20 protein-coding genes are annotated in these 19,771 nt (G+C 69.0%); 14 read left to right on the forward strand and 6 right to left on the reverse strand.

Going from position 1 to position 19,771, the window contains the following annotated elements:
• Window positions 1-103 precede the first annotated feature (103 nt).
• From ML342_RS03340 to ML342_RS03350, 3 genes are read left to right on the forward strand one after another with little or no spacing between them, the layout of a single operon-like run.
• Window positions 104-1,585 (forward strand): leucyl aminopeptidase, encoded by a 1,482-nt coding sequence (locus ML342_RS03340; RefSeq protein WP_240125514.1) that lies wholly within the window; start codon window positions 104-106, stop codon window positions 1,583-1,585.
• A gap of 6 nt (window positions 1,586-1,591) precedes the next feature.
• Complete coding sequence (locus ML342_RS03345) at window positions 1,592-2,017, forward strand: DNA polymerase III subunit chi (RefSeq protein ID WP_240125515.1); 426 nt, start codon at window positions 1,592-1,594, stop codon at window positions 2,015-2,017.
• A 10-nt stretch (window positions 2,018-2,027) separates the two neighbouring features.
• Complete coding sequence (locus tag ML342_RS03350; protein ID WP_240125516.1) at window positions 2,028-4,856, forward strand: valine--tRNA ligase; 2,829 nt, start codon at window positions 2,028-2,030, stop codon at window positions 4,854-4,856.
• A gap of 22 nt (window positions 4,857-4,878) precedes the next feature.
• Here ML342_RS03350 and rimI read toward each other — a convergent pair whose 3' ends face one another.
• Genes rimI through pssA form a run of 3 tightly spaced genes read right to left on the reverse strand, consistent with a single transcriptional unit; the run spans window position 4,879 to window position 6,451 of the window.
• Complete coding sequence (gene rimI, locus ML342_RS03355) at window positions 4,879-5,316, reverse strand: ribosomal protein S18-alanine N-acetyltransferase (protein WP_240125806.1); 438 nt, start codon at window positions 5,314-5,316, stop codon at window positions 4,879-4,881.
• A 50-nt stretch (window positions 5,317-5,366) separates the two neighbouring features.
• On the reverse strand, window positions 5,367-5,678 hold the full coding sequence (locus ML342_RS03360) for a hypothetical protein (protein WP_240125517.1): 312 nt from the start codon (window positions 5,676-5,678) through the stop codon (window positions 5,367-5,369).
• Window positions 5,675-6,451: a CDP-diacylglycerol--serine O-phosphatidyltransferase gene (gene pssA / locus ML342_RS03365; protein WP_240125518.1), complete on the reverse strand. Its 777-nt coding sequence runs from the start codon at window positions 6,449-6,451 to the stop codon at window positions 5,675-5,677. Before pssA ends, ML342_RS03360 begins: the two co-directional genes overlap by 4 nt.
• 72 nt (window positions 6,452-6,523) lie before the next feature.
• Here pssA and ML342_RS11880 point away from each other — a divergent pair, with 72 nt between their 5' ends.
• From ML342_RS11880 to ML342_RS03385, 4 genes are all read left to right on the forward strand, one after another.
• Window positions 6,524-6,916: a DUF4124 domain-containing protein gene (locus ML342_RS11880; RefSeq protein ID WP_275672370.1), complete on the forward strand. Its 393-nt coding sequence runs from the start codon at window positions 6,524-6,526 to the stop codon at window positions 6,914-6,916.
• A 7-nt stretch (window positions 6,917-6,923) separates the two neighbouring features.
• Window positions 6,924-7,193, forward strand: a complete 270-nt coding sequence (locus tag ML342_RS03375) for a DUF4124 domain-containing protein (RefSeq protein ID WP_240125519.1) — start codon at window positions 6,924-6,926, stop codon at window positions 7,191-7,193.
• A 180-nt stretch (window positions 7,194-7,373) separates the two neighbouring features.
• Entirely contained in the window at window positions 7,374-9,083 is a 1,710-nt protein-coding gene (locus ML342_RS03380) for a proline--tRNA ligase (RefSeq protein WP_240125520.1), read from the forward strand.
• Window positions 9,084-9,195: 112 nt separating this feature from the next.
• On the forward strand, window positions 9,196-9,564 hold the full coding sequence (locus tag ML342_RS03385; protein WP_240125521.1) for an H-NS histone family protein: 369 nt from the start codon (window positions 9,196-9,198) through the stop codon (window positions 9,562-9,564).
• A gap of 128 nt (window positions 9,565-9,692) precedes the next feature.
• Here ML342_RS03385 and ML342_RS03390 read toward each other — a convergent pair whose 3' ends face one another.
• Window positions 9,693-10,943 (reverse strand): threonine/serine exporter family protein, encoded by a 1,251-nt coding sequence (locus tag ML342_RS03390; RefSeq protein WP_240125522.1) that lies wholly within the window; start codon window positions 10,941-10,943, stop codon window positions 9,693-9,695.
• Between the two features lie 92 nt (window positions 10,944-11,035).
• Between ML342_RS03390 and ML342_RS03395 the strand changes: the two genes are divergently transcribed.
• From ML342_RS03395 to ML342_RS03415, 5 genes are all read left to right on the forward strand, one after another.
• Window positions 11,036-12,133 (forward strand): ABC transporter permease, encoded by a 1,098-nt coding sequence (locus ML342_RS03395; RefSeq protein ID WP_439655153.1) that lies wholly within the window; start codon window positions 11,036-11,038, stop codon window positions 12,131-12,133.
• 65 nt (window positions 12,134-12,198) lie between these two features.
• Window positions 12,199-12,957, forward strand: a complete 759-nt coding sequence (locus tag ML342_RS03400; RefSeq protein ID WP_240125807.1) for an ABC transporter ATP-binding protein — start codon at window positions 12,199-12,201, stop codon at window positions 12,955-12,957.
• 45 nt (window positions 12,958-13,002) lie between these two features.
• A complete protein-coding gene (locus tag ML342_RS03405) occupies window positions 13,003-13,929 on the forward strand; it encodes an MlaD family protein (protein ID WP_240125524.1) in 927 nt (308 codons plus the stop codon).
• A complete protein-coding gene (locus ML342_RS03410) occupies window positions 13,926-14,564 on the forward strand; it encodes an ABC-type transport auxiliary lipoprotein family protein (protein ID WP_240125525.1) in 639 nt (212 codons plus the stop codon). The genes ML342_RS03405 and ML342_RS03410 overlap by 4 nt, the downstream gene beginning before the upstream one ends.
• A gap of 87 nt (window positions 14,565-14,651) precedes the next feature.
• On the forward strand, window positions 14,652-16,328 hold the full coding sequence (locus ML342_RS03415) for an electron transfer flavoprotein-ubiquinone oxidoreductase (RefSeq protein WP_240125526.1): 1,677 nt from the start codon (window positions 14,652-14,654) through the stop codon (window positions 16,326-16,328).
• A gap of 176 nt (window positions 16,329-16,504) precedes the next feature.
• Here the strand turns inward: ML342_RS03415 and ML342_RS03420 are convergent, their stop codons facing one another.
• Both ML342_RS03420 and ML342_RS03425 read right to left on the reverse strand, forming a co-directional pair.
• Window positions 16,505-17,131 carry a CoA transferase subunit B gene (locus ML342_RS03420; RefSeq protein ID WP_240125527.1) on the reverse strand — a complete coding sequence of 209 codons (627 nt, stop codon included), beginning with the start codon at window positions 17,129-17,131 and terminating at the stop codon, window positions 16,505-16,507.
• Between the two features lies 1 nt (window position 17,132).
• Window positions 17,133-17,852: a CoA transferase subunit A gene (locus ML342_RS03425; RefSeq protein ID WP_439655140.1), complete on the reverse strand. Its 720-nt coding sequence runs from the start codon at window positions 17,850-17,852 to the stop codon at window positions 17,133-17,135.
• 182 nt (window positions 17,853-18,034) lie between these two features.
• Here ML342_RS03425 and ML342_RS03430 point away from each other — a divergent pair, with 182 nt between their 5' ends.
• On the forward strand, window positions 18,035-18,781 hold the full coding sequence (locus ML342_RS03430) for an electron transfer flavoprotein subunit beta/FixA family protein (RefSeq protein WP_240125528.1): 747 nt from the start codon (window positions 18,035-18,037) through the stop codon (window positions 18,779-18,781).
• Window positions 18,781-19,722, forward strand: coding sequence for an electron transfer flavoprotein subunit alpha/FixB family protein (locus tag ML342_RS03435; protein ID WP_240125529.1), 942 nt, complete (start codon window positions 18,781-18,783; stop codon window positions 19,720-19,722). The genes ML342_RS03430 and ML342_RS03435 overlap by 1 nt, the downstream gene beginning before the upstream one ends.
• The last annotated feature ends 49 nt before the right edge of the window (window positions 19,723-19,771 follow it).

Genomic DNA, 19,771 nt, shown 5'->3' on the forward strand with positions numbered 1-19,771 from the left:
CGCCGCCCGAATGCAGGCCGCGCATTGTATGCCACACCGCCTGCGCTTCTTGCCCCCGGCACACCGGCCGGGCCCGCACCTGCCACAACGGATACGCTGATCGATGAGCCTCGAATTTCGCCTGAACCAAACCGCCCCTGCCGCAGCCAGCGTCGATTGCGTGGTCGTCGGCGCCTTCGCCGACGGCCGCCTGACCCCTGCCGGCCAGCAGCTGGATGCCGCCTGCGGTGGCCGCCTGGCGGCACTGATCGCACGCGGCGACATCGAGGGCAAGGCCGGCAAGACCGCGCTGCTGCACGATCTGCCCGGCATCGCCGCGCCGCGGGTGCTGGTGGTTGGCCTCGGCGAGGCCGGGAAGTTCGGCGCGGCGCAGTACCTGAAGGCGGTGAGCGCGGCCGCGCGCACGCTGAAGACCGGCCCGGCGGCCAGCGCGCTGCTGACCCTGACCGAGCTGGCGGTGAAGGACCGCGACGCCGCCTGGGCAGTCCGCCAGGCGGTGATCACCGCCGACCACGCCTGCTACCGCTACACCGCCACCCTCGGCACCGACAGCCCCAAGCGCAAGCACACCGGCCTGAGCCGGCTGGAACTGGCTGGCAGCGATGACACCGCGCTGGCGCGCGGGATTGCCATCGCCAAGGGCGTGGCCTTCACCCGCGAACTGGGCAACCTGCCGCCCAACATCTGCACCCCGGCGTATCTGGCCGAGCAGGCGCAGGCCTTGGCTGCGGCCCATCCCGGCGTGGAATGCGAAGTGCTGGACGAGCAAGCGATGCAGGCGCTGGGGATGGGCGCGCTGCTGGCAGTCGCGCGCGGCAGCGCGCAGCGTCCGCGCCTGATCGTGCTCAAGTACTCCAACGGCGGCGACGCCAAGCCCTACGTGCTGGTCGGCAAGGGCATCACCTTCGACACCGGCGGCGTCAACCTCAAGGTGCAGGGCGGCATCGAGGAAATGAAGTACGACATGTGCGGCGCCGGCAGCGTGCTCGGCACCTTCCTCGCCGCAGTCGAGATGCAGCTGCCGGTCAATCTGGTGTGCATCGCCGCGGCGGTGGAGAACGCCATCGACGGCAACAGCTACCGCCCGTCCGATGTGATCACCAGCATGTCCGGCAAGACCATCGAGGTCGGCAACACCGATGCCGAAGGGCGCCTGATCCTGTGCGATGCGCTGACCTATGCGCAGCGCTTCCAGCCGGCAGCGCTGATCGACGTGGCCACCCTGACCGGCGCCTGCATGATCGCGCTGGGCAAACATGCCACCGGGGTGATGACCAAGGACAGCGACGATCTCGCCCGCGAGCTGCTCGCGGCCGGCGAGATCGCGCACGACCGCGGCTGGCAGCTGCCGCTGTGGGACGACTACCAGCCGCTGCTGGATTCCGCCTTCGCCGACGTCTACAACATCGGCGGCCGCTGGGCCGGCGCGATCACCGCCGGCTGCTTCCTGTCGCGCTTCACCGAGGGCCAGCGCTGGGTGCATCTGGACATCGCCGGCCCGGCCTCCGAGGACGGCAAGATGGGCATGGCCACCGGGCGCCCGGTCGGCATGCTCAGCCAGTGGCTGCTGGACCGGGTTGCGTAAGCGCCGATGCCGCGCGCCGATTTCTACCTGATCGACAAGCCGCGCTTCCGCGCGCAGCCGCTGCTGCTGGTGTGCGAGCTGGCGCGCAAGGCGCATGCCAGCGGCCAGCCCACCCTCATCCTGGCGCGCAACCAGGCCCAGGCCGAGACGCTGGACGATCTGCTGTGGGCGTTCGATCCGGACGAATACCTGCCGCACCAGATCGCCGGGCTGGACGAGGACGAAGACGAAGCGCCGATCCTGATCGCCCCGCCGGAGATCGACGCGCCGCTGCGCCCGCTGCTGATCAACCTGCGCGACGACCCGCCGCAAGGCGCGTTCGAGCGCGTGCTGGAAGTGGTGCCGGCCGATCCGGCCGCGCGCGGCCCGCTGCGCGCGCGCTGGAAGCACTACCAGGCGCTCGGCTTCCAGCTCAACAAATACGACATGTAATCCCGCTCCGATGACCACCCTCGCCCCCGGTTACGACCCCAAGTCCTTCGAATCCCGCCTGTACGCGCAGTGGGAGGCCAGCGGCGCGTTCGCGCCGCAGGGCGATGGCCCGGCCTACACCATCCTGCTGCCGCCGCCGAACGTCACCGGCACCCTGCACATGGGCCACGCGTTCCAGCACACCCTGCAGGACGCCTTGATCCGCTACCACCGCATGCGCGGCTACCGCACGCTGTGGCAGATGGGCACCGACCATGCCGGCATCGCCACCGAGATGGTGGTGAGCCGCAACCTGGCGATCGAGGGCAAGGGCGAGACCCGCGATTCGCTGGGTCGCGAGAAGTTCATCGAAAAGGTGTGGGAGTGGAAGCAGCACTCCGGCGACACCATCGAGCGCCAGATGCGCCGCCTTGGCGCGTCCGGCGACTGGTCGCGCAGCGTGTTCACCATGGACCCGATGGCCAGCGCGGCGGTCACCGAGGCGTTCGTGCGCCTGTATGAAGAGGGTCTGATCTACCGCGGCCAGCGCCTGGTCAACTGGGATCCGGTGCTGAAGACCGCGATCTCCGATCTCGAGGTGGTCAACGAGGAAGAGAACGGCCACCTGTGGTCGATCCGCTACCCGCTGGCCGACGGCGCCGCCTTCGAATACGTCGAGCACGACGCCGACGGCAACGAGGTCCTGCGCGAGGTGCGCGACTACGTGGTGGTGGCCACCACCCGCCCAGAAACGATGCTGGGCGACACCGCGGTGATGGTGCACCCGGAAGACCCGCGCTACCGCGACCTGCATGGCAAGGCCATCCAGCTGCCGCTGACCGGCCGCCGCATCCCGGTCATCACCGACGCCTACGTGGACCGCGCGTTCGGCACCGGCGTGGTGAAGGTGACCCCGGCGCATGACTTCAACGACTATGCGGTCGGCCAGCGCCACGGCCTGCCGCTGATCAACGTGTTCACCGACGAGGCGAAGATCGTCGCCACCCGCGCAGACATTCCCGCGCAATACCATGGCCTGGATCGCTTCGACGCGCGCAAAGCGATCGTGGCCGACCTCGAGGCTGCCGGCCTGCTGGTGGAGGTCGCGCCACACAAACTGCAGGTGCCGCGCGGCGACCGCAGCGGGCAGGTGATCGAGCCCTTCCTCACTGACCAGTGGTTCGTGAAGATGGACGACCTGGCCCGCCGCGGCCTGGAACTCGTCGAGTCGGGCGAGGTGAAGTTCGTCCCGCCGAACTGGATCAACACCTACCGCCACTGGCTGGAGAACATCCAGGACTGGACGATCAGCCGCCAGCTCTGGTGGGGCCACCGTATCCCGGCGTGGTTCGATGACGAAGGCCGGGTCTATGTCGGTCGCAGCGAAGCCGAAGTGCGTGCCCGCCACGGCCTGGGCGATGCGCCGCTGCGGCAGGATCCAGACGTGCTGGAGACCTGGTTCTCCTCCGCGCTGTTCCCGTTCTCGACCATGGGCTGGCCGGATGCGCAGAACATGCAGGCGCGCGGCTTCGACACCTTCCTGCCGACCGCCGTGCTGGTCACCGGCTTCGACATCATCTTCTTCTGGGTGGCGCGCATGATCATGCTGACCGACCACCTGGTCGGGCGCGTGCCATTCCGCGATGTCTACATCACCGGCCTGGTGCGCGACAAAGACGGGCAGAAGATGTCGAAGTCGAAGGGCAACATCCTCGACCCGCTGGACATCATCGACGGGATCGATCTGGAGACGCTGGTCGCCAAGCGCACCACCGGATTGATGCAGCCGAAGATGGCCGAGAAGATCGAGAAGGCCACCCGCAAGGAGTTCCCAGAGGGCATCAAACCGCACGGCGCCGACGCGCTGCGCTTCACCATGGCCGCGCTGGCCGGTCCCGGCCGCGACATCAAGTTCGACCTCGCGCGCGCCGAAGGCTACAAGAACTTCTGCAACAAGCTGTGGAACGCGACCCGCTTCGCGCTGATGAACGTGGGCGAGGCCAGCTTCGACGGCGCGCCGCAGCCGCAGACCGACGCCGAGCGCTGGATCCTGGCCCAGCTCGACCGCACCTGTCGCGAAGCCGCCGAACACTTCGCCAGCTACCGCTTCGACCTGCTGGCGCAATGCCTGTACGAGTTTGCCTGGAACCAGGTGTGCGACTGGTTCATCGAGCTGGCCAAGCCGGCATTGGGCGGCGCGGAGGCCAGCACCGCGGCCAGCACCCGCCACACCCTGCTGTACGTGCTGGACGCGCTGCTGCGCCTGCTGCACCCGCTGATCCCGTTCATCACCGAGGAACTGTGGCAGGCGGTGGCGCCGCGGCTCGGCAAGTCCGGCAGCATCATGCTGCAGCCATACCCGCAGGCGGGCGCGATCGATGCCGACGCCTACACCCAGGCCGCAGCCGACATCGAGTGGCTGCAGGCGATGGTGACCGCGCTGCGCCGCATCCGCAGCGAACTCGGCGTCTCGCCAGCCAAACAGATCGCGCTGCTCCTGCGCGGCGGCAGCGCCGAGGACGCGGCGCGCATCGCGCGCTTCGACGCGCAGCTGCGCTTTTTGTGCAAGCTGGAGCGGATCGAGGCGATCACCGGCGAGCCGCCGGCCGCCGCGCCGGCGGTGGTGGGCGAGCTGCAGCTGTTCGTGCCGCTGCAAGGGCTGGTGGACCTCGACGCCGAGCGCGCGCGCCTGGACAAGGAGCTGGCCAAGGTCGGCGCGGAGAAAGCCAAGAGCGAGGCCAAGCTGGCCAAGTTCGGCCCCGGCGTGCCGGCCGCGGTGGTGGAACAGGAGCGCCAGCGCCTGGCCGATTGGAGCAGCAAACTCGCCGCGCTCACCGCGCAGCGCGCGCGGCTGGGGTGAGCGCGCGCGCCGCCGGCGCCCGTCACTCCGGCAGCAGCTCCATCGCCATCACGATCGCATCCTCGCGGGCATTGCCGGGCGCCGGGTAATAGCGCGGGCGGCGGCCGATCTCGTTGAAGCCGCTGCGCTGGTACAGCGCGAGCGCGCGCGGGTTGGACGGGCGCACCTCCAGGAACACCCGCTGCGCGCCGTGCCCGCGCGCGATTTTCAACAGCGCCTGCAGCATGCGCCGGCCCAGGCCGCGGCCTTCGAACTCCGGAGCCGTGCACAGGTTCAGCACATGCGCCTCATCGGCGGCGACGCTGAGCACGCCATATCCGGCCAGACGGCCATCGGGCAGCTCCTGCACCCACATCGCATAGCCGGCGCGCAGGCAGTCGCGGAAGATGCCGGGCGTCCATGGAAAGGCATAGGCGCGACGCTCGATCGCCATCACCGCCTCGAGATCGGCCTCGCGCATCGGCCGCAGCCGCGGCTGCACCGCGCTGGCATAGGCGTCGAGCGCGGTGCTCACGGGCGACCTCGACGCAGCGCGCGCAGGCGCGGCCACAACGCACGCTTGGCGGCCGGATCGTCGCGCAGGCGCGGCAGCAGGTCGGCGATCCCGGCCTGCTGTGCCAGCAACGCCTGCGGCGACAGCCGCGCCGCCAGCGCCAGCTTCGCCAGCAAGGCCGCATCACGCGCGTCCGGAGCCGCCTGCAGCGGTGCGACGGCGTGCTCCAGCGCGCGCTCGGGAGCGGCATTCGCCACCGCCGCGATCACCCGATACGGGACGTGGCCGAGCTCGGCCAGCACCAGGCGCTGGAACGGATCCCAGCTCAACCGGCGACCTCCGCCGGCAGACGCCGGCGCCTGAACCACAGCAGCGGACCGGACAGGGCATACAGGGTGCTGGCGCCGAGCAGGGTGATCGCCGGCGCGATCCACAGCGCGATCAGCCCCGCCAATACCAGCACCAGCGCAAAGAACGGCACGCGATCGGCCTTCGCCCCCTCGCGCCCACCCTTGAAGCTGTTGTAGCGGATGCGGCTGACCATCAGCAGGCCCGCGACCACCGTGATCGCCAGCGCGACGTAGCGCAGCTCTGGCCCCGGCCAGCCAAACTCATGGCAGACCCAGACGAAGCTGGCCACCAGCCCGGCGGCGGCCGGGCTGGCCAGGCCGATGAACCAGCGCTTGTCCACCATGCCCACCTGGCTGTTGAAGCGGGCCAGCCGCAGCGCCGCGCAGGCCGCGTACAGGAACGCGCCCAGCCAGCCGATCTTGCCCAGGGTGGGCCCGTCCAGCTTCAGCGACACCAGCGACCAGTGGTACATCAGCATCGCCGGCGCCATGCCGAAGCTGATCAGGTCGGACAGCGAGTCGTACTGCACCCCGAACTCGCTCTGGGTGTTGGTCAGCCGCGCCACCCGCCCATCCAAGCCGTCCAGCACCGCGGAAATGAAGATCGCGATGCAGGCCGCCTCGAAGTGCCCCTGCGAGGCGGCGATGATCGAGTAGAACCCGCCGAACAACGCGCCGGTGGTGAACAGGTTGGGCAGCAGATAGATGCCATGGCCGCGCGGACGCGGCGAAGGTTCCAGATTTTCGTTCATGGCCCCAGTTTACGGGGTTGCAGTGGAGACGGCGCGGTGCTGGAATCGGCCGGCATTCCCCCGGAGCCTGCCATGACCTTCAGCCGCATCCTCGCACTGTCCGTACTCGCCGCCGCGCTCGCCGCACCGGCTGCGGCCCAGCAACAGCAGCGCGTCTATCAGTGGAAGGACGCCAACGGCGTCACCCACTACACCGACACTCCGCCATCCGGCCGCCATCAAACGCGCGACATCGACGTGCGCACCGGCACCACCGCCCCCAGCGAACCCAAGCAGGCCGCCGAGAGCGAGCAGTGCACCAACGCGCGCGCCAATCTCAAGCGCCTGCAGAGCAATGAGCCGATCGGCTTCGACAGCAACGGCGACGGCAAGCCCGACCGCAACCTCACCGCCGACGAGCGCAAGGCGCAGACCGAACTGAACGCGGCCGCGGTCAAGGCGTTCTGCCCTCCAGGAAAATCCTGAGGACGCCGTGAGGCAGTGGATCTGGCTGGTGCTGCTGGCGCTTGCGGCCGCCGCCGCGGCCCGCTGGTGGTACACGGTGGAGAGGCCGCGCCGCGCGCTGGAGCAACAGGCCGCCGCCGAGGCGGCGGCGATCCGCGCCGAACGCGCCAACACCCTTTACCGCTGGCGCGACGCTGACGGCATCCTGCACGTCAGCGACACCCCGCCCAAGCACCATCGCTACGAGCGTATCCCCAAGCTGCCCAAGGCCGACCGCGCGAGCGACGAATCGCGCTAAGGACCCTCTGATCAACTCAGAGGGTCCCGTCGGCCATGGATGGCCGGCTGACAACGCCTGGATGGCGTTGTTCAGACCTTCCCTAAAAAGCGCGGCGGTCGGCGCGCGCACTCCCGGATCAGCGCCCGCCCTGCCCGCGCATGGCAGAATGCACGCTTCGTCCAGATTCGAAACGCCTGCATGCGCCTGTCGCAGTTCCATCTCCATACCGAAAAGGAAACCCCGGCGGAAGCCGAGATCGTCAGCCACAAGCTGATGCTCAAAGCCGGCATGATCCGCAAGCTGGCCGCCGGCCTGTACACCTGGTCGCCGCTGGGCCTGCGCGTGTTGCGCAAAGTCGAAGCGGTGGTGCGCGAGGAAATGAACCGCGCCGGCGCGATCGAAATGGCGATGCCCTCGGTGCAACCGAGGGAGTTGTGGGAAGAGACCGGGCGCTGGGCCAAGTTTGGCCCGCAGCTGCTGAAGATCCGCGACCGCAAGGAGCAGGAATACTGCTTCACCCCGACCGCGGAGGAAGCCGTCACCGATTTCTTCCGCCAGGAGTTTTCCAGCTACAAGCAGCTGCCGGTGAATCTGTACCAGATCACCACCAAGTTCCGCGACGAGATCCGCCCGCGCTTCGGAGTGATGCGCGCGCGCGAGTTTTTGATGAAGGATGCCTATTCCTTCCACATCGACGACGATTCGCTGCGGGCGGAATACCGCAACATGTATGACGCCTACACCCGCATTTTCACCCGGCTGGGCCTGAAGTTCCGCGCGGTGGCCGCAGACACCGGCGCGATCGGCGGCACGGCCTCGCACGAGTTCCAGGTGCTGGCCGATTCCGGCGAGGATGCGCTGGCCTATTCCGATGCATCCGATTACGCCGCCAACGTGGAACTGGCCGAGGCGATCGCGCCCGGCCCGCGCGCGGCCGCCACCGAACCTCTGCGCGAAGTCGCCACCCCGACCCAGAAAACCTGCGAGGACGTCGCCGCGCTGCTGGGCATCCCGCTGGCGCGCACGGTGAAATCGGTGGCGGTGATGGGTGTCGACGCCGCTGGCCAGCCGCAGTTCACCCTGGCGCTGGTGCGCGGCGATCACGTAGTGAATGAAATCAAGCTGGCCAAGCTGCCCGGGCTTGCAGAGTATCGCCTGGCCAGCGAGGCGGAGATTCTCGAATATCTCGGCAGCGAGCCGGGCTTCCTCGGCCCGCGGCATCCGCGCAAACCGATCCGGGTGATCGCCGACCGCACGGTGGCGGCGATGGCCGATTTCGTCGTCGGCGCCAACAAATCCGGCTTCCACCTTGCCGGCGTCAACTGGGGCCGCGACCTGCCCGAACCGGAAGTGGCGGACATCCGCAACGTGGTCGAAGGCGACCCCTCGCCGGATGGCAAGGGCACGCTGCGCATGGCGCGCGGGATCGAAGTCGGCCACGTGTTCGCGCTCGGCCGTAAATATTCCGAGGCGATGCGCTGCACCGTGCTGGACGCCAGCGGCAAGGCCGTACATCCGGCGATGGGCTGCTATGGCATCGGCATTTCGCGCATCGTCGCTGCCGCCATCGAGCAGCATCACGACGAGGCCGGGATCTGCTGGCCGCCGGCGATGGCGCCGTGGCAGGTCGCGGTGTGCGTGATCAACCCGAAGAACGACGCGGCCGTCACCGCCGCCGCCGAAGCGCTGTATGCCGAACTCGTGGCCGCCGGCATCGATGTCGCGCTCGACGATCGCGGCCTGCGCCCGGGAGCGATGTTCGCGGATATCGAGCTGATCGGCATTCCGCACCGGGTGGTGGTGTCCGCGCGCGGGCTCGAAGCCGGTACGTTCGAATATCGCGGGCGCACTGCCCGCGAATCCGAGCACCTGGATCGTGCCGCGCTGCTGGAAAAACTCCGCGCATGAACGAATCCTGGCGAAATCCCTCCCGCAAATACTCATCCATGAAATGAATGGAGTATGATCGACCAATCCAAGGGACTGGATACCCCTCCATTCCAAATAGCAGAAACCAACCATGAGCCTGAATATCGACGATCTCAGTCCGCAGGAGCTGGCCGCCCTGATCGCCCGCGCCAACAAGCGCAAGAAGCTGCTGGCCAAGCGTAAGCCCGCGGCGCAGGTCAAGGCCGCCGTGGCCAAGCTGCTCAAGAGCGCCGGCTGGACCTTTGAAGAGCTGTACGGCAAATCCGCCGGCGGTGGTAGCGCCACGCCGAAGAAACCACGCAAGGCCGCCGTCAAGCGCAGCGCCGGCAAGGTGCCGCCGAAGTACCGCAATCCGGCGAATGAAAAGGAAACCTGGACCGGGCGCGGGCGCCCGCCGCGCTGGCTGGCGGCGGAGCTGGCCGCCGGGCGCAAGCTGGAAGAGTTCCTGATCCAGCAGTAATCCCGCCTGCCACCCGGTGGCACGCGTAAAAACGCCGGCAGCCGCCGGCGTTTTTGTTGCTCACGCGCAACCCCGAAACTCGTATTCGATCACGCACGCCCAGGAGGTGCCGCCGACGAGTTTCGACGTCACAGATTGCGGCGCGCGCTCACCAGCAGATTTCCAAACAGGAGCCCGGCCAGCAGCGCCATCAGGGTATTCAACGCGGCCAGCGCGGCCTCCTGCCCGGCGCCCAGATCCTGCGCCTGGACCAGGGTGATCACCCCGCGCAGGGCCACGCTGCCCGGTACCAGCATGATCAGCCCCGGCAGCCGGACCAGCGCGCCCGGGCGGTTGAACCTGCGCCCGTAGAGATTGCCGGCGGCGGTGGTCAGCAGCGCCGCCAGGAACAGCCCGGCCTGTGGCCCGAACCATTCGCCGCCATAGCGCGAAATCAAATAGCCGGAAACCGCCGCCGCCATCACCAGCGGGTAGTCGCGGCGGTGCGCGCGGAACGACACCGCGAACGCGAACGCGCCCAGCGCCAGCGCTGTCCACATCACCCAGTCCGGCTGCGGGCGCAGGGCGCGCACCTGCGGCGTGATTCCCAGCTGCTGGGCCAGGCCAAGGGCGATCGCGGTGCCGATGGTGAGCTTGAGGATGGTGGTCAGCGCGCCGGCGAAGCGCGCGGTGCCCGACACCAGATGGTGGCTGGTCAGCTCGTTCATCGCGTTGGTCAGCGCCATGCCAGGCAGCAGCACGATCAGCGAGGCGATGATCACGGTATTGAGATTGAGCGGCCCGATCCAGACCGACGCCGCGATCGCCAGCGCGCCGGCCACCAGCCCGCAGATGGCCTCGAACGCCTCTCCCAGCTGCGGTCGCGCCTGCACCGCCAGCTCCAGCAGGCCGATCACCAGCCCGATCACGGCGGCGGTGCCGATGTCCAGCCACGGCAGCCGCAGCAGGCCCGCCACCGCGGTCGATGCCAGGGCAAACGCCAACACCTGCATCAGCCGCCCGCGGCGTCCGGCCACCCGCTGCAGCGCGCGCAGGGCCTGCCGTCCCTCCGCGATCTGCATGCGCCCGGCCAGCACGTCCTCGGCGATGCGGTCGGCCTCGCACAGCTTGTACAGGTTGGTGTCGCCGCCACCGAGCCGGATCACGCGGGTGGTCTCGGTCTCGCCCGGCGCGCGGCGCGGATCGCTGAACGCCAGGATCATGCCGGTGGGATTCACCCACGGCTCGCAGTCCAGCCCCAGCCGTTTGGCCACGCCCACGATCGCGCCCTCCAGACGCTGCGCGGTAGTGCCATAGGCGTGCAGGTGCTCGGCCAGCTCCACCACGAAGGCGACACGCTCGGTATAGGAAACGGCATCGTGACAGGCAGGTGTGCGCATCGTGCAAGCATGACATGCGCGCGCGGCATTCACACCCGCATCACGGCTTTGCGTATGCTTGTCCGCGCATGAGCCGCGCGCCTGACTCCCAGATGCCCACCGCGCGTCCCGATCCCGACGACCCGCAGGTCCTGCGCCTGGGCGGCCGCTGGACGCTGCCCTTTGCCACTGAAATCAGTGCGGCCTTGCGCGCGGTGCCCGCGGGCATCACCTGCATCGACGCGCGCGGCGTGGAACGCCTGGATTCGCTGGGCGTGCTGCAGCTTTTGCGCTGCGCCGACCGCCACGGCCTGACGTTCGACCGCTTCCGCTTCCGCGACGAGCACCAGGCGCTGATCAGCGCGATCGAGGATGTCCGCGACGACCGCCCCAAGGGCCGCCGCGACACCGGCTTCATCGCCGCGCTGGAGCGCCTGGGGCGCGCGATCGCGGGCAATGCGCGCGAGGTGCTGGCGCTGGTGGCCTTCCTCGGCGAGGTGCTGGTCAAGCTCTTGCGCCTACTGAAGGAGCCGCGCCGGCTGCGGATCACCGCGACCGTGCACCACATGGAGCAGGTGGGGCTGGACGCGGTGCCGCTGGTGGCGCTGCTGTCGTTCATGGTGGGCGCGGTGATCGCGTTCCTGGGCGCCACCGTGCTGGCCGATTTCGGCGCCACCCTCTACGTGGTGCAGCTGGTCACCATCGCGTTCCTGCGTGAATTCGGGGTGCTGCTGGCGGCGATCCTGCTGGCCGGGCGCACCGCCAGCGCGTTCACCGCGCAGATCGGGATGATGGTCAATCGCGAGGAAGTGGACGCGATCCGGGTGCTCGGGCTCGATCCGATCGACCTGCTGGTGATCCCGCGGGTATTGGCGCTGCTGGCGATGCTGCCGCTGCTCGCGTTCATCGCGATGATGGCCGGCCTGTTGGGCGGGATGGCGGTCGGCGCGCTGGCGCTGGACATCCCGGCCGCCGCCTATCTCACCCGCATGCAGGAGACCATGAACATCCACCATTTCGTGGTCGGCATGGCCAAGGCGCCGTTTTTCGCACTCACCATCGCGCTGATCGGCTGCCTCGAAGGCCTGCAGGTCCAGGGCACGGCGCAGTCGCTGGGCGAGCGCACCACCTCCAGCGTGGTGCAGGCGATCTCGCTGGTGATCGTGCTGGATGCGCTGGCCGCGCTGTGGTTCATGGAGATCGACTTCTGAACGCGCACGCCGCCAGCGAAGAGCGCACGGCCGCGCGGGATGTCGTCGCCGACGCGGACGCACCGATCATCCGCGTGCGCGGCCTGGTGAACCGATTCGGTCGCCAGCTGGTGCACGACGGGCTGGATCTGGACGTGCGCCGCGGCGAGATCCTGGGCGTGGTCGGCGGCTCCGGCAGCGGCAAGTCGGTGCTGATGCGCACCCTGCTCGGGCTGCTCACCCCGAGCGCAGGCGCGATCGACATCCTGGGCGCGGATGCGCGTTCGCCAGACCCTTCCGTGCGTCGGCATATCCGGCGCAACATCGGCGTCCTGTTCCAGGACGGCGCGCTGTTTTCCTCGCTCACGGTCGGCGAGAACGTGCAGGTCCCGCTGAAGGAGTACTACCCCGAGCTGCCCGACTCGCTGCGCTACGAGCTGGCGCTGCTGAAGGTGAAGCTGGCCGGGCTGCCGGCGGATGCGCTGGACAAGCTGCCCGCGCAGCTGTCGGGCGGCATGCGCAAACGCGCCGCGCTGGCGCGCGCGCTGGCGCTGGATCCGCCGCTGCTGTTCCTGGACGAGCCCACCGCGGGGCTGGACCCGATCAGCGCGGCCGCGTTCGACCAGCTCCTGCACACCCTGCGTGCGGCGCTGGGGCTGACCGTGTTTCTGATCACCCACGACCTCGACACCCTGTACGCGATCTGCGACCGGGTGGCGGTGCTGGCCGACCGCAAGATCGTCGCGGTGGCGCCGCTGTCCGAGCTGGAGAAGCTCGACCATCCGTGGGTGCAGGACTACTTCAACGGGCCGCGCGGACGCGCAGCACGCGCCGCCCGGACGTGAGCCGCATGCACGCCCCGCACACACCCATGCCGTAAAGTCAGAACCATGGAAACCCGCGCCAACTACGTGCTGATCGGAAGCTTCGCCCTGCTGGCGACGGTGTTCCTGCTGCTGTTCGTGCTGTGGGCCACCAAGTTCGGCGCAGACCGCAGCTGGCAGCGCTACCAGGTGGTGTTCACCGAGCCGGTGGTGGGCCTGACCGAAGGCGGCGGCGTGCAGTACAACGGCATCTCGGTCGGCACCGTGGACAAGCTCAGCCTGGACCCGGCCGACCCGCGCCGGGTGGTGGCGCTGCTGAAGCTGAAGGCGGATATCCCGGTCAAGGTGGATACCCGCGCCAAGCTCTCGCAGCAGGGCATCACCGGGGTGCCGTTCATCCTGCTCAGCGGCGGCAGCCCGAATGCCCCGCTGCTGCAGCCGCCGCCCGGCAGCGACATCGCGGTGATCCGCACCGAGCCTTCCGCGCTGCAGAACATCGCCGACAGCGCGAACCGGCTGGTGGCGCGGCTGGACGAGCTGCTGAGCGAGGACAACATCCAGCACATCAACGCCACCCTGGCCAACCTCGAGCAGACCAGCGCCGCCCTGGCCGCGCGCCGGCAGGACATCGAACGGCTGATCGTCAACGCGCGCGATGCCAGCGCCGCGATGAAGACCACCCTCGATACCGCCAACGGCACCCTGCAGGGCCTCGACCGCAATCTCGTGCAGCGGCTGCCGGCGGTGCTGGACAGGCTCGACGCCAGTATCGCCAAGCTCGATGCGGCGGCTGGCAATGCCAATGCGATGATTGCCGAAAACCGCCCGGCGCTGCGCAGCTTCACCCACGACGGCCTGCCGCAGCTGGAGCCGACCCTGGTGGAACTGCGCGGCCTGGCGCGCGACCTGCGCGCGCTGTCCGGCCGCCTGCAGAGCAACCCCGCGCGCTACCTGCTGGGGCGCGACGCACCCAAGGAGTACGAACCGAAATGAACGCCCCAGGCCGCGCCCCGCGCGTTCTCCTTGCCCTGCTGGCCGGGCTGCTGGCCGGCTGCAGTAGCCTGCTGGGCGGTGCCCCGCGCCAGGCCACCCGGGTGTACGACCCCGCGCCGGCGCTGCAGCCGGCGGACCCGGCCTGGCCGTCGGTGGGCTGGTCGCTGTCGCTGACCGCCAGCAGCGACTCCGCGCTGCTGGACGGCCAGCGCCTGCTGGTCAGCCCCGGTGGCGAGGAGCTGCAACCCTATCGCGGCGTGGCCTGGGCGCGCGCGCCGACGGCCATGGTGGAATCCGCGGTGCTGCGCACGCTGGAGGACAGCGGCAAGATCCTGGCGGTGGCGCGCTCCGGCAGCGGCCAGGCCGCCGAGTACCGCCTGCTGCTGGAGGTGCGCCGCTTCCAGGCCGAGGTCGCCGGCGGCCCAAGCGTGCGCATCGAGGTCGGCGCCAAGCTGCTGAAGGTGGACGCAATGGCGATCGCCGGCAGCCGCAGCTTCGAGGTCCGCCAGGCCGCCGCCAGCGACCACGCCGACGCGCTGGCCGCCGCGTTCGCATCCGCGCTGGGCAGGCTCGGCCACGACATCGCCGGCTGGACGCTGGCCACCGGGCAGGCGCCCTCCGCGCCACTGCGCTGATCGCGCGCGCAGCGCGCCATACGCCGGCGGATTGCCCGCCTCCGGCAAACCTCGGACAATCGCAGGTTCGCCACAGGAGAATGCCGCATGAATGCCATCGCCCCGGAGAGCATCGAACGCGAATCGATGGACTACGACATCGTCGTGGTCGGCGCCGGTCCGGCCGGGCTGGCCTGTGCGATCCGCCTCAAGCAGCTGGCCGCCGCGGGCGGGCGCGAGGTCTCGGTGTGCGTGCTGGAGAAGGGTTCCGAGCCGGGCGCGCACATCCTCTCCGGCGCGATCATGGATCCGCGCGCGCTCACCGAGCTGTTTCCGGACTGGCGCGAACGCGGCGCGCCGCTCAGGCAGGCCGTCACCCGCGACGAGTTCCTGTTCCTGAGTGAAACCGGCGCCAGGGCCACCCCGCACTGGCTGCTGCCGGACTGCTTCAAGAACGAGGGCAACTACATCGTCAGCCTGGGCGCGGTGACGCGCTGGCTGGCGCAGCAGGCCGAAGCGCTGGGCGTGGAGATCTTCCCCGGCTTTCCCGCCGCCGAAGTCCTCTACGACGACGCCGGCGCGGTGAAGGGCGTGGCCACCGGCGACATGGGCATCGGCAAGGACGGCCGGCCCACCGCGCAGTTCCAGCGCGGCATGGCGCTGCACGCCAAATACACGATCTTCGCCGAAGGCGCGCGCGGCCACCTCGGCCGGCAGCTGATCGCCCGCTACCAGCTCGACGCGGGCAAAGACCCGCAGAGCTACGGCATCGGCATCAAGGAGCTGTGGCAGGCCGATCCGGCCAGGCACCAGCCTGGCCTGGTGGTGCATACCGCCGGCTGGCCGCTGGATGCCGACACCTACGGCGGCTCGTTCCTGTACCACGCCGAGGACGGCAAGATCGCGGTCGGCTTCGTGGTCGGGCTGGACTACAAGAACCCCTGGCTGAGCCCGTTTGGCGAGTTCCAGCGCTTCAAGACCCATCCGGCGATCCGCAAGCACCTGGAGGGCGGCAAGCGCATCGGCTACGGCGCGCGCGCGATCACCGCCGGCGGCCTGCTGAGCCTGCCGAAGACGGTCTTCCCGGGCGGCGCGCTGGTGGGCTGCGAAGCCGGCTACCTCAACGCCAGCCGCATCAAGGGCAGCCATGCCGCGATCAAGACCGGCATGCTCGCGGCCGAAGCCGCGTTCGCGGCGCTGGGCGAGGGCCGCGCGCGCGACGAGCTCAGCGCCTATCCGGCGGCGTTCGAGGCAAGCTGGCTGCATGCCGAGCTGCTGCAGGCGAAGAACTTCAAGCAGTGGTTCAAGAAGGGCCGGCGCGTCGCCACGGTGATGACCGGCATCGAGCAGTGGCTGCTGCCGAAGCTGGGCATCCGCAATCCGCCGTGGACGCTCCACCGGCAACAGCCCGACCACGCCTGCCTGCAACCGGCGGCGACCCAACCGAAGATCGAGTACCCCAAACCTGATGGCGTGCTGACCTTCGACCGCCTCAGCTCGGTGTTCCTCTCCAGCACCCACCACGACGAGAACCAGCCGGCGCACCTGACGCTGAAGAACCCGGCGATCCCGGTCGCGGTGAACCTGAAGGAATACGCCGGTCCCGAGGCGCGCTACTGCCCGGCGGGTGTGTACGAGTACGTTGGCGAGGCCGGCAGCGAGCGCCTGCAGATCAACGCCGCCAACTGCGTGCACTGCAAGACCTGCGACATCAAGGACCCGACCCAGAACATCGTCTGGGTCACCCCGCAGGGCGGCGGCGGGCCGAACTACCAGAACATGTGAGGCACGAAAAAGCCGCCTTGAAGGCGGCTTTTCGTCATTGGAGGCATCTGATGCGGGCGGGAAAATCCGCAGGGGCTGAGTCCCTTCCGCGGCTGCCCTCCGGCAGCGGGCTCGCCGCTGCCTCCTCTTCCTGATTCCGCTGCAGGAGCTCGCCTGCCGGCAGCGGCTGCGATGCCTCAGTGCAGCGGGACGCCGGTCTTTGCAACCACTTCCTCACGCGTCACGCCGTCTGCGAGCTCGACCAGCGTCAGGCCCTCCGGGGTCACGTCGAACACGCCCAGTTCGGTGATGATGCGATCGACCACACCCACGCCGGTCAGCGGCAGGGTGCACGCGGGCAGGATCTTCGGGGCGCCGGTCTTGGTGGTGTGCTCCATCAAGACCACCACGCGCTGCACGCCGGCCACCAGATCCATCGCGCCGCCCATGCCCTTTACCATCTTGCCGGGCACCATCCAGTTGGCCAGATCCCCCTTGTCGGTGACTTCCATCGCGCCGAGGATCGCCAGATCGATGTGCCCGCCGCGGATCATCGCGAACGAGTCATGGCTGCCGAAGAAGCTGGCGCCCGGCACCGCGGTGACGGTCTGCTTGCCGGCGTTGATCAGATCCGGATCGACCTCGTCCTCGGTCGGAAACGGGCCGATCCCGAGCAGGCCGTTCTCGCTCTGCAGCCAGACGTGCATGCCCTCGGGAATGTGGTTGGCCACCAGCGTGGGCAGGCCGATGCCGAGATTCACATAGGCGCCATCGGTGAGTTCGCGGGCGGCGCGCTGCGCCATCTGGTCACGGGTCCAGGCCATGTCAGTTACCCTCCGGCTGGCGAATGGTACGCTGTTCGATGCGCTTTTCTGGATGCGGGTTGTGCACGATCCGGTCCACATAGATGCCGGGCAGATGCACATGGTCGGGATCGATCTGACCGATCTCCACCACCTCCTCCACTTCCGCCACGCACACCTTGCCGGCCATCGCGCAAACCGGGTTGAAGTTGCGCGCGGTCTTGCGGAACACCAGGTTGCCCGCTTTGTCGGCCTTCCACGCCTTGACCAGGGCGACATCCGCCTTGAGCGCGGTTTCCAGCACATACCAGCGGCCATCGATCTGGCGCGTTTCCTTGCCCTCGGCGACCACGGTGCCATAGCCGGTGGCGGTGAAGAACGCCGGGATCCCCGCGCCACCGGCGCGCAGACGCTCGGCCAACGTGCCCTGCGGATTGAACTCCAGTTCCAACTCGCCGGAAAGGTACTGGCGCTCGAACTCCTTGTTCTCGCCCACGTAGGACGAAATCATCTTGCGGATCTGCCGGGTCTCCAGCAGCAACCCCAAGCCGAAGCCATCCACCCCGGCATTGTTGGAGATCACGGTGAGATTCTTCACTCCCGAATCGCGCAGCGCCGCGATCAGGGCCTCCGGGATGCCGCACAGGCCGAAGCCGCCCACGGCGAGGGTCTGGCCATCGGCCACCAGCCCGGCGAGGGCGGCGGCGGCACTGTCGTACAGCTTGCTCTTGGCGGATGCCACGGACAGTTCCTCATACGACTGCAAATGGAGCCCGCATTCTAACGTTTCGTGCGACAACGCCCAGCGGACTTTCGGGCAATTGCCCGCCCACACCTTCGCGGCGGGCAGGGCCGACGCCCGTCCGCTAAAATACGCAGCCCGGCCATCAAGCCGCCCTCCGTTCCCCCAAGGACAACCGCACGATGAAGATCCTCGTCGGCTACAAGCGCGTGGTGGACTACAACGTCCGCATCCAGGTCAAGCCGGATGGCTCCGGCGTGGTCACCGACGGCGTCAAGCTGTCGCCCAACCCGTTCGACGACATCGCCCTGGAAGAAGCCTTACGCCTGCGCGACAAAGGCATCGCCAGCGAAGTGGTGGTCGCCACCATCGCCCCGGCTGATGCCCAGGCGCACCTGCGCAACGGCTTGGCCATGGGCGCCAACCGCGCCATCCACGTGGTCGCCGACCAGCCGCTGCAGCCGCTGACCGTCGCCCGCACCCTGCTCAAGCTGGTCGAGAAGGAGCAGCCGGACCTGGTGATCCTGGGCAAGCAGGCGATCGACGACGACGCCGGCCAGACCGGCCAGATGCTGGCCACGCTCTGGGGCCGCCCGCAGGCGACCTTCGCCTCCAAGCTCGACGTCAGCGATGGCAAGGCCACCGTGGTGCGCGAGGTGGATGCCGGCCTGGAGACGCTCGAGGTCGAGCTGCCGGCGGTGGTCACCACCGACCTGCGTCTGAACGAGCCGCGCTTCATCAAGCTGCCGGACATCATGAAGGCCAAGAGCAAGCCGCTGGAAACGCTGGCGCTGGCCGACCTGGGCGTGGAAGTGAACGACTCGCTCAAGACCACCCACTACGCCCCGCCTGCCCAGCGCAGCCGCGGGGTGATGGTGAAGGATGCGGCCGAGCTGGTGGCCGTGCTCAAGCAGAAGGGGCTCCTGTAATGGCCAAGATTCTCATCGTCGCCGAACACCAGGACGGCACGCTCAACCCCGCTACCGCCAAGTGCGTCTCCGCCGCGCAGGCGCTCGCGCCCGAGGCGATCGACATCGTCGTGCTGGCCGCAGAGCCCGCCGGGGTGGCCGCGCAAGCCGCGCAGATCGCCGGCGTGGCCAAGGTGCGCACCGTGGCCAATCCCGCCAACGCGCATCCCATCGCGCAGGTGCTGGCGCCACAGGTGGCCGCGCTCGCCAATGGCTATACCCATGTGTTCGGCCCGTCCACCACTTTCGGCAAGGATCTGATGCCGTGCGTGGCGGCCCTGCTCGGCGTGAACCAGATCTCCGACCTGATGGCGGTGGAAGGCCCCTACACCTTCAAACGCCCGATCTATGCCGGCAACGCCATCATCACCGTGCAGGCGCCGGTCGATCAGACCGTGGTCGCCACCGTGCGCATCGCGTCCTGGCCGGAAGCGCCGCGCGGCGGCAGCGCGCCGGTGGAAGCGGCGAACGTGGACGTGGCGCTGCCCACCCACACCCGCTACGTCGGCCTGGCGGCCGGCAAATCCGACCGCCCCGACCTGCAATCGGCGCGGCGCGTGGTCTCCGGCGGCCGCGGCGTGGGCTCGGAGGAGAACTTCCGCGTGATCTACAGCCTGGCCGACAAGCTGGGGGCCGCGGTCGGCGCCTCACGCGCCGCGGTGGACGCCGGCTACGTGCCGAACGAACTGCAGGTGGGCCAGACCGGCAAGATCATCGCGCCGGAGCTGTACATCGCCGTCGGCATCAGCGGCGCCATCCAGCACCTCACCGGCATCAAGGACGCCGGCACCATCGTCGCCATCAACAAGGACGCCGACGCGCCGATCTTCGAGGTCGCCGATATCGGCCTGGTCGGCGATCTGTTCCAGGTGCTGCCGGAACTGGAGCGCGCGCTGGGCTGACCCGTCCGCCACACCTCCCGCAATCTACGCCGAGGCCCGCCAGCATGCG

Source organism: Thermomonas alba (assembly GCF_022419205.1).
GTDB classification, from domain to species: Bacteria; Pseudomonadota; Gammaproteobacteria; order Xanthomonadales; family Xanthomonadaceae; genus Thermomonas; species Thermomonas alba.